The organism is Methylocystis sp. Sn-Cys (genome assembly GCF_016745395.1).
Classification (GTDB): Bacteria; Pseudomonadota; Alphaproteobacteria; order Rhizobiales; family Beijerinckiaceae; genus Methylocystis; species Methylocystis iwaonis.
This window is the reverse complement of the sequence record NZ_JAERVJ010000009.1, coordinates 66,866-81,054: the sequence shown is the minus strand read 5'-3', so window position 1 is coordinate 81,054 and position 14,189 is coordinate 66,866. Positions and strand designations below refer to the sequence as shown.

General features: G+C 64.4%; 8 protein-coding genes. 7 read left to right on the top strand and 1 reads right to left on the bottom strand.

Translation table 11 applies throughout. The features are described from left to right. Positions 1-49 precede the first annotated feature (49 nt). The 5 genes from JJT62_RS16160 (at position 50) to JJT62_RS16140 (ending at position 9,790) form a co-directional block, all read left to right on the top strand. A complete protein-coding gene (locus JJT62_RS16160) occupies positions 50-5,659 on the top strand; it encodes a DUF3320 domain-containing protein (RefSeq protein ID WP_202073815.1) in 5,610 nt (1,869 codons plus the stop codon). A 432-nt stretch (positions 5,660-6,091) separates the two neighbouring features. Next, complete coding sequence (glyA, locus tag JJT62_RS16155) at positions 6,092-7,369, top strand: serine hydroxymethyltransferase (protein WP_202073814.1); 1,278 nt, start codon at positions 6,092-6,094, stop codon at positions 7,367-7,369. Positions 7,370-7,581: 212 nt separating this feature from the next. After that, entirely contained in the window at positions 7,582-8,064 is a 483-nt protein-coding gene (gene nrdR / locus JJT62_RS16150) for a transcriptional regulator NrdR (protein WP_202073813.1), read from the top strand. Continuing rightward, complete coding sequence (ribD, locus tag JJT62_RS16145; RefSeq protein ID WP_202073812.1) at positions 8,061-9,185, top strand: bifunctional diaminohydroxyphosphoribosylaminopyrimidine deaminase/5-amino-6-(5-phosphoribosylamino)uracil reductase RibD; 1,125 nt, start codon at positions 8,061-8,063, stop codon at positions 9,183-9,185. The genes nrdR and ribD overlap by 4 nt, the downstream gene beginning before the upstream one ends. Continuing rightward, positions 9,185-9,790 carry a riboflavin synthase gene (locus JJT62_RS16140; RefSeq protein ID WP_202073811.1) on the top strand — a complete coding sequence of 202 codons (606 nt, stop codon included), beginning with the start codon at positions 9,185-9,187 and terminating at the stop codon, positions 9,788-9,790. Before ribD ends, JJT62_RS16140 begins: the two co-directional genes overlap by 1 nt. A gap of 239 nt (positions 9,791-10,029) precedes the next feature. Here the strand turns inward: JJT62_RS16140 and rnr are convergent, their stop codons facing one another. Beyond that, positions 10,030-12,312: a ribonuclease R gene (gene rnr / locus JJT62_RS16135; RefSeq protein WP_202073810.1), complete on the bottom strand. Its 2,283-nt coding sequence runs from the start codon at positions 12,310-12,312 to the stop codon at positions 10,030-10,032. A 338-nt stretch (positions 12,313-12,650) separates the two neighbouring features. On the opposite strand from rnr, the gene JJT62_RS16130 reads away from it, so the two are divergent. Further along, positions 12,651-13,913 carry a GAF domain-containing sensor histidine kinase gene (locus JJT62_RS16130; RefSeq protein WP_202073809.1) on the top strand — a complete coding sequence of 421 codons (1,263 nt, stop codon included), beginning with the start codon at positions 12,651-12,653 and terminating at the stop codon, positions 13,911-13,913. Between the two features lie 65 nt (positions 13,914-13,978). Next, on the top strand, positions 13,979-14,185 hold the full coding sequence (locus JJT62_RS16125) for a hypothetical protein (RefSeq protein ID WP_202073808.1): 207 nt from the start codon (positions 13,979-13,981) through the stop codon (positions 14,183-14,185). Positions 14,186-14,189: the final 4 nt, after the last annotated feature.

Here is a 14,189-nt window from a genome sequence, read left to right as displayed (position 1 = left end):
TTGCTCTGAATAGAATTTGTTTCATCCTGAATGAGGGACGCGTATTTAGATGGACGCCATTGTTCATCCCGAAGACGAAAATGTCTCGGTATTTCAAAGTAATCTGCCGATCGCCGAAAAGCTCGATCGCGCGCGTATGGAATTGCTGGACCTCTCGGCGCGAAATCGGCTGCTCAACATGCCGCGTTCCGCCAAGGCGGGGCGGTCGCTCGAAATCGTGGATGAGAAGAGCGCCGAAGTCTTTCGCCTGCTGATACGCGAGGGCAAGGCCTTCACCTTCGTCGCCGGGAAGGCGGCGCGCGTGGGCGATGGCGAGCCGGAGAGCGAAAGCGAGGAAATCTCCGACCTCGCCCAGCCAGAAGACGATGTCGCGGACGAGCGCGGCGTGTTCAGCCGACATTCGGACACGCGGCTTCAAACCCGGCTGACGCCGAAGGGGCTTCAGAAGCGGCTGCTCGAGCTCTATTACGACGCGCGCACGCTCGAGGAGGAGCAGGGCGTCAACATCCTCTATCTCACGCTCGGCGCGCTGAAGTGGATCGACCCGGCGAATGCTGCCAATATTCGTTTCGCGCCGCTGCTGCTTGCGCCCGTCGCTCTCGAACGCGGCAATGCGGGCGAGAAGTTCAAGCTCCGCGCGCGGCCGGAGGAATTCGCGTCTAATCTGTCGCTCGAAGCCTATCTCGAACGCATCCACGGCATACGATTGCCCGACTTCGAAGCGTCCGAGAGTTTCGACCCGATCGCCTATATGGACGGCGTGGCGGAAGCCGTCGCCGAAAAGCCGGGCTGGGCGGTTCAACATGACGACATGGCGCTCGGCTTCTTCTCCTTCGCCAAGTTCCTCATGTATCGCGATCTCGATCCCGAGACTTGGCCGGATCATGCGCGGATCAGCGATCGGCCGCTGATCCGCAGTCTGCTCATCGACGGCTTCGACGGCTCGGAGGGCATGATCCACGAGGACGCCAAGATCGATCCGTTCATTCCGCCCGCCGAAATGCTGCACATCGTCGACAGCGACAGCAGCCAGGCGCTCGCCATTCACGAGGTGCGTCACGGGCGCGACATGGTGATCCAAGGGCCGCCCGGAACCGGCAAGAGCCAGACGATCGCCAATATCATCGCTTCCGCCGTGGCGGACGGAAAAACGGTGCTCTTCGTCGCGGAGAAAATGGCGGCGCTGGACGTGGTGAAGCGCCGGCTCGACGCAAATGGGGTCGGAGACGCCTGTCTGGAGCTGCATAGCAACAAGGCCAACAAGCGCGCCGTCCTCGAAGAATTGCGCCGCACCTGGGAGCTCGGGGCGCCGAGGGGGCCGGACGCAGGCTCATTGTGCGCACGTTTGACCGAGACGCGAGACGGGCTGAATGCGCATGCCGCGAGAATGCACCAGCCACATGCCGCGGCCGGGTTGACGCCCTATCAGGCGATCGGACAACTCGTCCGCCTGCGGCTCGCAGGCGAAAAGCCGAACGACATTGCGCTGCAAGCTCCTGCGGAATGGACGGCCGACGAATTTTTGGAACGCCACGCGGTGCTTTCCGAGCTGGTCGAGCGCGTCGAGGCGATCGGCAAGCCCGACGATCACATCTGGCGCGGCGTCGGGCTCGCCGCCGTCACGCCCTTGGAAGTTGAGCGCCTGACCACGCGTTTCGCCGCGCTCAGCGAAAGGCTGGATGCGCTCGAAGCGTCGCAGGTCGGCCTCGCGTCTATTCTCGAGTGCGCGCCTGCGACGACGCTCGACGAGATTTCTCCTGCGATCGAACTCGCTCGACGCATCGCCGCCGCGCCGGACCTCTCCGGCGACGCGCTCGGCGCGAGCGTCTGGGGCAACGGTCGCGACTCTATTCGGAGTTTGCTGATGAGCGGCGCGCGTTATGCGAGCCTCAGGGCCGACTTGGCGAGCGTCTTCCACGACGAGGCGTGGGAAATGGAGGTTGCGCCTCTTCGCGAGACTCTGGCGCTGCTGCCGCCCGCCTTTTCTTCGGCGGCTTTCGAGCGCCTCGGAACGCTGGTCGCCGTTCTCCCGCGCCTCGCCGTCGAGGCGAAGGCGTTGGCGGACACGATGGCCCTCGCGACGCCGCTCACGCTCGCCGACGTCCGGCGTCTCATGCAGATCGGCGAGCGTGTCGTAGCGGCGCCCGCGGCGAGCGCCGAAGCTTTTGCGAATGATCTATGGAGCGATAACGTCGAGCGCGCGGCCGATCTCGCCGACGCCATTCGCGCGCTCGAGCAGGCGCGGGCGGAGATCGGCTCCGGCCTGTCGGATGCGGCTTGGACGATGGATTTGTCGGACGCGCGGACGACGCTCGCTTATCATGGCGACGGACTCTTCAAAATTCTGAGCGGCGAGTGGCGACGCGCCAACGCCTTGGCTCGCTCGGTCCTTCGCAATCCGGATCAGCCCTTGGCGGATACGCTCGCGCAGCTCGATGCGCTCACGCGGGGCCAAGGCGCCAAGCGGCTCATCGAGAGCGACGACGACTTCGGACGGAAGGTTTTCGCCTCCGACTGGAGGAGCGACCGTTCCGCTTCGGCGCCATTGTCAGCGCTTGTCGAATGGATGCGGTCGCTGAAGGGGCTCGGCGACGAGCCGAGACGCGTCGCGGCGAATAGTCCCGACCGCGAAATGATTGCGTCCTGCATGGAGCGGACCGCAAAGCTTCTCGTCGAGGCGGCGCCGGTCCTCAGAGCGCTCTGGAACGACTTGGAGGAGCGCGACCTATTGTTCGGCGTGGCGCCGACGGCTGACAGGGCCGAGATCGCTCCCGTGCTTGACGCTGCGAGACGCTTCCACGCCGCCGACCGCGCCGTGGCGGCGATCGAGAAAGCCTCGCTCACCATTCTGGCTGTTCGGCTGGATATGTTGGCTCGCCTCGCAGAAGGGCGCACATGCGCCGAGGCGCTGACCTCGGGCGAGACGCTCGGCCGCTCGGCCTTCGGCATAGCGTGGCGCGGCAATGCATCCGAGTGGACTACGCTGGCGAGCGCCGCCAAGTGGATCGACGGCAACGGCGACATCCGGCTGTTGGCGAGTCGGATCGAGGATCGGCGCGCGCTCGCCGATCGCGCCGATGCGATCCAAGGGGATCGGTCGTCGCTCGTCGCCGATCTCGACGCCGCGCTCGCTGCGATGTCCTTCGACCTCCAAAGAGGTCTCGGGACGACGACCATCGGCTCCGTGTCGCTCGAAAGTTTGCGACAGCGGCTCGGCGACTGGGCTGCCGGCGGCGAACAATTGTCCAAATGGGTCGCCTATCGAGATCGCGCGGACCGAGGCCGGGCGCTCGGCTGCGCAGAGGTCGTCGGGCGACTGGAGGATGGCAGGTTGAATGCAGGCGAGGTCATCTCGGCGTTCGAGATGGCCTATTACGAAGCCGTCCACGCGGACCAAGTGCGTCTGGAGCCGGAGCTCGGTCGGTTCGATGGAACGCTGCATGGCCGCAAGGTGCGCGAGTTCGCCGATCTCGACCGTCAGCGGATGGCGATGGCCGGCCTCGAGGTCGTGCGTGCGCATCACAAGCAGATTCCTCCTCGGGACGGCGGCTCCGTCGGTCCAGTGGGCGCGCTGCGCGCCGAAATTCAGAAGAAGCGCGGCCATATGCCGATCCGCAAGCTCATGGAGAAGGCCGGGCCGGCGGTGCAGGCGCTCAAGCCGGTCTTCATGATGAGCCCGCTCTCAGTGGCGCAGTTTCTCGTTCCGGGCGTGGTCGATTTCGACCTATTGGTGATGGACGAGGCGAGCCAGATCCAGCCGGTCGACGCGCTCGGCGCCATCGCGCGCGCAAAGCAAGTCGTGGTGGTCGGCGATCCGAAACAACTGCCGCCGACGGCCTTTTTCTCGAAAATGACCGGCGCCGCCGACGATGAGGACGAGGATGACGGCGGCCGGGTCGCAGACATAGAGAGCATCCTCGGTCTATTCACGGCGCGTGGCCTGCCGACGCGGATGCTCCGATGGCACTATCGCAGCCGGCACCAGTCGCTGATCGCAGTCAGCAACCGCCAATTCTACGAGGGCAAGCTCTTCATCGTTCCGAGCCCCTATACATCCGAAGCCGGCATGGGACTGCGCTTCCATCACATAGAGCAAGGCCTGTTCGAAGCTGGCGCCTCCCGCACCAATCAGGTCGAAGCCAAGATCGTCGCGCAGGCGATCGCAGCTCACGCGCGCGAGCATTCGACTCTATCGCTCGGCGTCGTCGCTTTCTCGGTCGCGCAGCGACGCGCGATCCTCGATCAGTTGGAGCTCATACGCCGTACATTGCCGGCGGAGACGGAGGCGTTCTTTCAGACTCATCATGCGGAGCCGTTTTTCGTCAAAAACCTCGAAAACGTGCAAGGCGACGAGCGCGACGTGATCTTCATCTCCGTCGGATACGGGCCGACGACCGCAGGGGGCCGCGTTCCGATGCGTTTCGGACCGCTTGGCGCCGAAGGCGGCGAGCGTCGCCTGAATGTGCTGATTTCTCGCGCCAAGCAGCGCTGCGAAGTTTTCGCCTCGATGACCGACGAGGATATCGAACCGGATTTCGCGTCGACCCGGAAGGGCGTTTTCGCCTTTCGTCTGTTCCTGCATTACGCGCGGACAGGACGGCTGACCTTGGCGGAGAGCACCGGCCGCGACCATGACAGCGTGTTCGAGGAGCAGGTCGCCAAGGCTCTTCAGGCGCGCGGCTATCAGGTTCATCGTCAGGTCGGTCTCGCAGGTTTCTTCATCGATCTCGCCGTCGCCGACGAGGCGCGGCCGGGCCGCTATCTGCTCGGAATCGAGTGCGACGGCGCCGCCTACCACGACTCCCGCTCGGCGCGCGACCGCGACCGGCTACGGCAGTCGGTGCTCGAAAATCACGGCTGGACCATTCATCGCGTGTGGAGCGCCGATTGGTTTCAACGTCCGGCCGAGCAGCTCGATCTCATCATCGCCAAAATACAATCGGCCAAAGAGGAGCATGACGCTGCGGCGGTGAGAACGGCTCGCGCGGCGCCGGTCGACATCGTCACCATCGAGCGGGAGGACGTCACGGAGATCGGCCTTGTTCCCGTTGGCGAAGAGTCCCAGAGTTCGAGCGACGCTTATATCGAAGCGGTGTTGAGCCGGCCCTCGAATTGGGCCGGTGAATTGCACGAAGCGCCGATCGGCATTCTAGTCACGCTCGTCGAGGAGGCGGTGCGGATCGAAGATCCTGTCCATTCCGACGAAGTCGTCAGCCGTATTCGGGACGCTTTCGGTCTCAAGAGAGCGGGAAATCGTATTCAGCAAGCAGTCGAAGCCGCGATTGGCGTCGCCGTTACGACGGGTCGGGTCGAAAACGTGGGCGATTTCCTGTCAATTCCCAATTCGCCCGTCCGCGTTCGAGACCGAAGCGCCGCGGCCTCGCAGACACTGCGACGAGCGGACATGCTGCCGCCTTCGGAAATCCGCTCAGCCGTGGTCGATGTCGTGCGCCGCAGTTTAGGTGCGACTTCCGATCAAATCGTGCAAGCGGTTTCCAGGATGTTCGGCATCAGATCGACCGGCGCCAACGTGCGGGACGTCATCCAAAAACAGATCGACGAGGCGGTCGAAGGAGGAATACTGACGACACAGGCGGGCGTCCTCATGTGTGTCGTGGACGATGACTCGTCGAATGAGGAATTGGTTCGAGAGCGATAGTGCATATCGCGCGTCGCGCCTGCTGTATGCCTAGAATTAGAAAGATCGCTCCTCGCCATCGGAGTCCCGTGAAACTCGGGCCCGTTCTTCGGGGCGCCGTTGCGTATCGGCGGCGTCGCGACGAGCGTGTCGTCACTCATGGCACATTCGATGGCTGGCCCGTCCGAGACGGCGTCGAACAATCGCTTCCAGGCATCCGCCTTCGCCCAGTCGCGAAACCGCGTAAAAGGGTGAAAATCTCGGCCCAGGGCAGGAATTCCCCCGCGCCCAACCTGTCCCCAGCCCTCCATCCCCGCTCTTCCCGTCTCGCGCGGGCCGTGATAGAGCGAACGCCTCAACAATGCGCGACATGGAGGGCCCGGGTTCGCCGCTCGAGACGGGGAGGCCGGTTTTTTCGCTATCTCTCGCGCCCCTTAGGCTAGAGGACATTCAATGAGCCAGTCCGGTTTCTTCACCACCTCCCTTGCGCAGTCCGATCCGGAGCTCGCCAAGGCGATCGAGCTCGAGCTCGGCCGTCAGCGCCACGAGATCGAGCTCATCGCGTCGGAGAACATCGTCTCCAAGGCGGTGATGGAGGCCCAGGGCTCGGTTCTCACCAACAAATATGCCGAGGGCTATCCGGGCAAGCGCTATTACGGCGGCTGCCAGTATGTCGACATCGCCGAGAATCTGGCGATCGAGCGCGCCAAGCAGCTCTTCGGCTGCGGCTTCGCCAATGTGCAGCCGAACTCCGGCTCGCAGGCCAACCAGTCGGTCTTCCTCGCACTGGCGCAGCCGGGCGACGTCTTCATGGGCCTCGACCTCGCGGCCGGCGGCCATCTCACCCATGGTTCGCCCGTGAACCTCTCGGGCAAGTGGTTCAAGCCGGTCCCCTACACCGTCCGCAAGGACGACCAGCGCATCGACATGGAGCAGGTCGCCGCGCTCGCCCGCGAGCATAAGCCGAAGCTCATCATCGCCGGCGGCTCGGGCTATTCGCGCATCTGGGACTTCGAAGCGTTCCGCAAGATCGCTGACGAAGTCGGCGCTTACTTCATGGTCGATATGGCCCATTTCGCCGGCCTCGTCGCTGCGGGCCTGCATCCCTCGCCGTTCCCGCACGCCCATGTCGTCACCACCACGACGCATAAGACGCTGCGCGGCCCGCGCGGCGGCATGGTGCTGACGAACGACGAAGATATCGCCAAGAAGATCAACTCGGCCGTGTTCCCCGGCCTGCAGGGCGGCCCGCTGATGCATGTCATCGCCGGCAAGGCGGCGGCCTTCGGCGAAGCGCTGAAGCCGGAGTTCAAGGCCTATCAGCAGCAGGTGAAGGACAACGCCCAGGTTCTGGCCAAGACGCTCGTCGACGCCGGCCTCGCCATCGTCTCGGGCGGCACCGACAACCATCTGATGCTGGTCGACCTACGCCCGAAGAAGATCACCGGCAAAGCGGCGGAAGCCGCGCTCGGCCGCGCCCACATCACCTGCAACAAGAACGGCATCCCCTTCGACCCGGAGAAGCCCTTCGTCACCTCCGGCATTCGTCTCGGCTCGCCGGCGGCGACCTCACGCGGCTTCGGCGTCGCGGAGTTCAAGGAAGTCGGCGGCCTGATCGTCGAGGTCCTGGACGGACTGTCGTCGAAGGGCGAAGAGGCCAATGCGGCGACGGAAGCGGCGGTGAAGGAAAAGGTTCACGCGCTGACCGCCAAGTTCCCGATTTACGCCTGATTTGATGATGCTTGCACCCCTCCCTTTAGGGGGAGGGGCGCGCCAAAGGCGCGGGATTGAGTGAGTCCCCGCGCTTTTTCGTCGTTGCGAGCGTAGCGAAGCAATCCAGGGCGGCGGTCGCGGCTCTGGATTGCTTCGTCGCTTCGCTCCTCGCAATGACGGTAAAAAAGCCGGGTGATGACCACCCGTCCCCGCCTTGTCGAGGGCATAAGATGCGCTGTCCCTATTGCGGCTCCTTCGACACGCAGGTGAAGGACTCGCGGCCTGCCGAGGATTCGTCCTGCATCCGGCGCCGGCGCGTCTGCCCGACCTGTGGCGGCCGTTTCACGACTTTCGAGCGCGTGCAGTTGCGCGAGATCATCGTCGTCAAGAAATCCGGCAAGCGCGCGCCATTCGATCGCGACAAGCTCACCCGCTCGGTCGAGATCGCCCTGCGCAAGCGTCCGGTGGAGCCCGATCGCGTCGAGCAGATGATTTCCGGCATTGTCCGCCAGCTCGAGAGCCTCGGCGAGGCGGAGATCGAGAGCCAGCGCATCGGCGAGCTGGTCATCGAGGGCTTGCGCTTGCTCGACGCCGTCGCTTATGTGCGCTTCGCCTCCGTCTACCGCGACTTCCGCGAGGCGCGCGATTTCAACGCGCTGATCGACGAATTGGAAAGCGGGGCCGAAACGGCCGACGCGGCCGAAGACGAATGAGCCTCCACGAAAAGATCCTGCTCGCCCCGACAGACGGCGCCTATATGGCGGCGGCGCTGGCGCTCGGACGCCGCAACATGGGCCGCACCGCCCCCAATCCGGCTGTCGGCGCCCTGGTAGTGAAGGACGGCGTGATCGTCGCGCGGGGCTATACGGCCGAGGGCGGCCGTCCCCATGCCGAGACCATCGCGCTCGCCGCCGCCGGCGCCGAAGCGCGCGGGGCGACGCTGTATGTCACGCTGGAGCCCTGTTCGCATCACGGCCGTACGCCGCCCTGCGTCGACGCCATTATCGCGGCGGGGATTGCGCGAGTGGTGACGGCGATCGAAGACCCGGACCCGCGCGTCGCGGGCAGGGGCCATGCGCTGCTGCGCGAGGCGGGGATCGAGGTCGTTGTCGGCCCCGAGAAGGCGGCCGCGCGCTGCGACCATCTCGGCCATATTCTGCGCGTCACCAAACATCGGCCGATGGTGACGCTGAAGCTCGCGCAGACGGCGGACGGCTACGCCGCCGGCGCGGCGCATGACCCGCGCCTGCATATCACCGGTCCCATCGCCGACGCCTTCACCCATGTGCAGCGCTCGCTCCATGACGCGATCATGGTCGGCTCCGGCACGGCGCGTGAGGACGATCCGCTGATGACCGTACGCCTGCCTGGCCTCGACGGCGCCAAGCGGCTGCGCGTGGTGCTGGATCGCAGATTGACCCTCTCGCCGCGTTCCCGGCTCGCCGCGACGGCGCGAGAGACGCCCGTGCTCGTGATTGCCGGCGAGGATGTGAGCGAAGACGCAGCGCGCGCCTTCATGGAAGCCACTGGCGCCGATGTCGCGCGCATTCCGACGCTCGACGGTCGGCTCGATCTGCTCGCCGCCTTGCGCCTGCTGGCCGATCGCGGGATCACGCGCGTTTTCAGCGAAGGCGGCCCGCTTGTCGCTGAAAGCCTGCTGTCGGCGGGCTTCGCCGACGAGGTCATCATCCACACGGGCTTCAAGCCGCTGGGACGTCCCGGCCGCCCGGCGCTCACGCCCGCCGCAGGCGCGGCGCTGGAGAGCCGCTACCGCATGATCGAGAGCCGTATGCTCGGCGCGGACCAGATGACGCGCTATGCGAGGATGGACTGATGTTTACAGGCATTGTCACGGACGTTGGCGAAGTCGTCTCGGTCGAGCCGCGCGGCGATCTCAGGCGCCTGCGCATCGCCTGCGCCTATGACGCCGAGACGATCGCGCTCGGCGCCTCCATCGCCAATTCCGGCGTCTGCCTCACCGTCGTGGCCGTGGCGCGGGAAGGCGGGCGCACGGTGTTCGACGTCGACGCCGCCGCCGAGACGCTGGCGAAAACGACGGTCGGGAACTGGAAGGCGGGAACGCGCGTCAATCTCGAACGCGCGCTGAAGATCGGCGACGAGCTCGGCGGCCATATCGTCACCGGCCATGTCGACGGCGTGGCGCGGATTGTCTCTCGCGATGATTTCGACGGCATGGCGCGCTTCTGGATCGAGACGCCGCATGCGCTGTCGCGCTTTGTCGCGCAAAAGGGCTCCGTCGCGCTCGACGGCGTGTCGCTGACAGTGAATGAGGTCGAGGGCGACCGGTTTTCGATCCTGCTCATTCCGCATACGCTCGCCGTCACGGCTTTTGGCGGACGCGGGGCAGGGGATGCGCTCAATATCGAAGTCGATTTGATGGCGCGTTATGCGGCGCGGCTGAGCGAGGCCGCCCGGTAATTATACGAGATCCGGTTGATTGGTTCACTGTCATTCCCGACGCTCGCGCAGCGAGCGATCGGAAATCCAGAGCAAAACCAGCTCATCTGTGGCTCTGGATTCCCGGTCGGGCTTTCAGCCCGCTGGGAATGACACGTCCCCATGCGCGCTATTCAAACGGAAATTGCATTATTCTCGTCTCTGCGCCCCGTGATTGCTTCGTCGATTGCGCTCCTCGCAATGACGCGGCGCGGCGCCACTCACCGTTTTGAGCGTCCGCCGCGCGGCCCCGGCTTGAAAGATTTCGGGTTGCGCGGCGGCGTTCGCCGCTCGCCGCCACCCACCACCTCGAAGCGCAATGCGCCCGCGATGGGCGCGGCCTCGACGAGCCGCACTTCGATGATGTCGGCGAGCCGAAAGCTCATTCCTGAGCGCGATGTGAGCGAATGGCTCGCTTCGTCATAGGAATAATATTCGCGCCCCAGCGTCGCGGCCGGCACGAAGCCGTCGGCGCCGGTTTCGATCAACCGCACGAAGAGCCCGGACTTGGTGACGCCCGAGATGCGCGCGCCGAAACGCGCGCCGATCTGGTCTACGAGATAATGCGCAATTAGCCGATCCACTGTTTCGCGCTCGGCCGCCATGGCGCGCCGCTCGGCCGCCGAAATGCGCGCGGCGATTTCCGCGAGTTCCCCGACCGGCATTTCCGGCAGGGCGCCGTCGCCGAGCTTCAAGGCGCGGATGAGCGCGCGATGCACGATCAGATCGGCGTAGCGGCGGATGGGCGAGGTGAAATGCGCATAGCGGCGCAAGTTCAGGCCGAAGTGGCCGTAGTTCTCATGCGTATATTCGGCCTGCGCCTGCGTGCGCAGAATGATCTCATTGACGATGTTCTCGTGCTCGAGCCCTTTCACGCGCGCCAGGATCACGTTGAAATGCTCGGGCTTGAGCACCTGGCCCTTGGCGAGCTTGACGCCGATGGTGGCGAGGAACTCGGAGAGCGCCGTGACTTTCTCTTTCGAGGGCTCGTCATGGGCGCGATAGATGAGCTGCTGGCGATGCTCCTCCAATGTCTCCGCGGCGGCGACATTGGCGAGGATCATGAATTCCTCGATCAGCCGATGCGCGTCGAGACGCGGCGGAATGATGACGCGATCGAAAGCGCCGTCGGGCTTCAAGAGGATTTTGCGCTCGGGCAGATCGAGATCGAGCGGCGCGCGCAAATTGCGCGCATGTTGCAACGCTTCATGCGCGGCGTAGAGCGACCGTAGCACGCCGTCGAGCAGCGGCTGCGTCTTCTCGTCGGGCCTGCCGTCGATGGCCGCCTGCGCCTGTTGGTAGGAGAGCTTTGCGCGCGAACGCATCATCACGCGATGGAAACTATGGCCGATCTTGCGCCCTTTGCTCGTCACGCGCATGCGCACGGCCATGGCGGGCCGGTCCTCGTTCTCGCGCAGCGAGCAGAGATCGTTGGAGATGCGCTCCGGCAGCATGGGCACGACGCGGTCGGGGAAATAGACCGAGTTGCCGCGCTCCACGGCGTCTTTGTCGAGCGGCGAATGCGGCTTCACGTAATAGGCGACGTCCGCGATGGCGACGGTGAGGACGAAGCCGCCCTCATTGTCGGGCGATACATCCGGCGCGGCGTGCACGGCGTCGTCATGATCTTTCGCGTCGGGCGGATCAATGGTGACGAGCGCCAAATCGCGCCAATCCTCGCGGCCGTGCATGGTCGCAGGTCGCGCGCGTTCAGCTTCCGCGATCGCTTCAGTGCGGAAGACGTCGGGAATGTCATGGGCGCGCAGCGCGATGAGGCTCACGGCCTTTTCGCTCGTCACCGAGCCGAGCGTCTCACGCACGCGGGCGCGCGGCGCGCCGAAGCGCGTCTTGCCGGCGACATCGACCGCAACGAGATCGCCGTCCTTGCCCTCGCCGATGTCGGCCGAGGCGACCGAAAGCTCGCCGCGGCCCGCCTGTTTCTTGTCGATCGGCAGGATGCGGCCATTGCCGTTGGGCTCGATCTTCAACACGCCGATCACGCGGTTGCGCGCGCGGGAGAGGAGCTTCACGACGCGCCCCGTGTAGGGCGGCTCGCCGGCTTCGGCGTCGTGGTCGGGCTCGGCGCGCACCAGCGCGCGGTCACCGACACCCGCCACCGGCGCGCCGGAAAGCTTTTTGCCGAAGCCGGCGCCGCGTCCGGAGTGGATGAGGATGCGCGGGGCGGGGCCGAGTTCGTCTTCGTCCCACTCGACAGGCGTTGCGATCAGCTCGCCGTCTCGGTCGCGCCCGGTAATGTCGACCAGCACGACGGGCGGCAGCGCGCCCTTTTTGTTGACGCGGCGGCCGCGCTTCTCGATCGCGCCTTCGTCGGCGAGCGTCGCAATCATGCGTTTCAAGGCGACGCGGTCTTCGCCCTTGAGGCCGAAGGCGCGGGCGATCTCGCGCACGCCGATCTTACGGGCGCCTGTGGCTTCGCGTTCGCGCTGAAGGAAGGCGAGAAGGTCTTCGCGGGAGGGCTGCTGGGGTGTCTTCTTAGTTGTCAAGATATGGCTCAGATGGGGACATCGCGCGGCAATGCAATCCCTGCCCACAATATTTGCAAATACGTCCTTGCGCCATCCATGGTCGAGATTTGTCAGACGGGCGCCGTCGCGACTTTCTGGCGCGAGAGAATCGTGCAACTGGGTTGTATCTTGCACGCTAAACAACGTAAAAGTTTAGGTAATTTTACGTATTGCCCGATATGGGCGCAATGTCATAAGTCATCCCACCAAGCTAAAAGGCGGGCGCCGCCTCGATTAACTTTCTTGAAAAAAGGCGGAATCAAGGAGCGAACGATAGGCTGCCTATCACCAAAGCGCGTGCGTTGAAGGTAGTGTAGATGAGGCAGCAAGTGTTCGACGCCTTGATCGGCAATCATTGCGAGTCCGAGGAGACGCTTGGAGCGGGCGCGCGCCGCAACGCATTTCTGTCGCAAGCGGCAGGACTGCTTCTGCAGGTAGACAATCCCAAAGACGCGATCGACGAGATTTGCAGAAATGCAATGCACGATCTGGATTGTCAGTTTTTCTTCAATTTCCTTTTCGACGAGCAAACGAAGGGACTGCGGCTGAACGCCTTCGCCGGGCTGCCCGAGGAGGAGGCGCACAAGTTTCTGGACCTCGACTACAAGACGCTCCTGCTCGGTTGCGCAACCCGCGACTGCGAATGTGACAACGCCTGCACGGCGCGCGATCTGCGTGACGAGTTGGCTAATGCCTATGGCCTGACCGCCTATTATTGCTTCCCCCTCACAAGTTACGGCCGGATCATCGGCACGCTCTCCTTCGGCTCGCGGACGCGTCCGGGGTTCGACGATTCCGCGACGATGCTGATGGAAACCTTGAGCCATTACGTATCGATCGCGGTCGCCCGGTCGCATATGGAACATGCGCTGCGCGAATGCGACCGGCGCAAGGACGAGTTCATCGCGACGCTTGCGCATGAGCTGCGCAATCCGCTGGCGGCCATCCACCACGGCTTTCACGCGATGGCCAGGATCGGCGACAATGCCATTCCGATCCTGCAGCCGATCATCGAACGCCAGCTCGCGCATATGGTCCGCCTCGTCGATGATCTGCTGGACATCGGGCGGATCGCCACCGGCAAGATCGAAGTGAAGATGGAAGCCGTCGATCTCGTCGCGGTCGTCAACCGATCGATCGAGGCCTGCGAGTTCGCCCTGGCGTCGCGTAATCACAAGCTGGCTTTGTTCCTTCCGTCAGAAGCTCTCCTGGTGAACGGCGATCCCGTGCGGTTGGTGCAGGCCATCGCCAATTTGATCGACAATGCGGCGAAATACACGTCGGCGGACGGCGAGATCGATGTCGAGGCGATGGTGGAGGGCTTGGAAGCTCTGGTGATCGTGCGCGACAATGGGGTTGGGATTCCGGCGGACAGGCTGGAGTCGATTTTCAGCATGTTCGAGCAGATCGAGGGCTATAGCGGCGGCCTCGGCATCGGCTTGAACCTGTCGCGGCGCATCATCGAAATGCATGGCGGGACGTTGCAGGCGAGGAGCGAAGGGCTCGGTTGCGGGAGCGAATTTTCCCTTCGCCTGCCGCTGTCCGACGGAACAATCACAGCCCATGCGCCGAACGCGTGATCGCGCCCGCCCGCGGCAAATTATGGTAGCATCGGAGGCGCTGCTCGCTCGAAGGAGTGATTTAAATGCGTTCTATTCTTGCCCTTGTTCTTGCTTGCGCCATCGGCGCCCCTGCGGCGCAGGCCCTGCCGACGACCGGCTCCAAAGCTCTCGAGATGTCTAAGACGGAGACGATCGCGCAGGTTGCGAAGAAGACCCGCGCGCAGCCGCGCCGCCAAAAGAGCGGCGCATCGAGTGGAATCCATCCTTTGGTCGGTAGCGGCGGATACTGAACGC

What these genes read in the sequence shown, in the direction of transcription:
- JJT62_RS16130 (WP_202073809.1), top strand. Translation starts at nt 12,651, where the DNA reads ATGAGGCAGCAAGTGTTCGACGCCTTGATCGGCAATCATTGCGAGTCC.
- JJT62_RS16140 (WP_202073811.1), top strand. Translation starts at nt 9,185, where the DNA reads ATGTTTACAGGCATTGTCACGGACGTTGGCGAAGTCGTCTCGGTCGAG.
- nrdR (WP_202073813.1), top strand. Translation starts at nt 7,582, where the DNA reads ATGCGCTGTCCCTATTGCGGCTCCTTCGACACGCAGGTGAAGGACTCG.
- ribD (WP_202073812.1), top strand. Translation starts at nt 8,061, where the DNA reads ATGAGCCTCCACGAAAAGATCCTGCTCGCCCCGACAGACGGCGCCTAT.
- JJT62_RS16160 (WP_202073815.1), top strand. Translation starts at nt 50, where the DNA reads ATGGACGCCATTGTTCATCCCGAAGACGAAAATGTCTCGGTATTTCAA.
- glyA (WP_202073814.1), top strand. Translation starts at nt 6,092, where the DNA reads ATGAGCCAGTCCGGTTTCTTCACCACCTCCCTTGCGCAGTCCGATCCG.
- JJT62_RS16125 (WP_202073808.1), top strand. Translation starts at nt 13,979, where the DNA reads ATGCGTTCTATTCTTGCCCTTGTTCTTGCTTGCGCCATCGGCGCCCCT.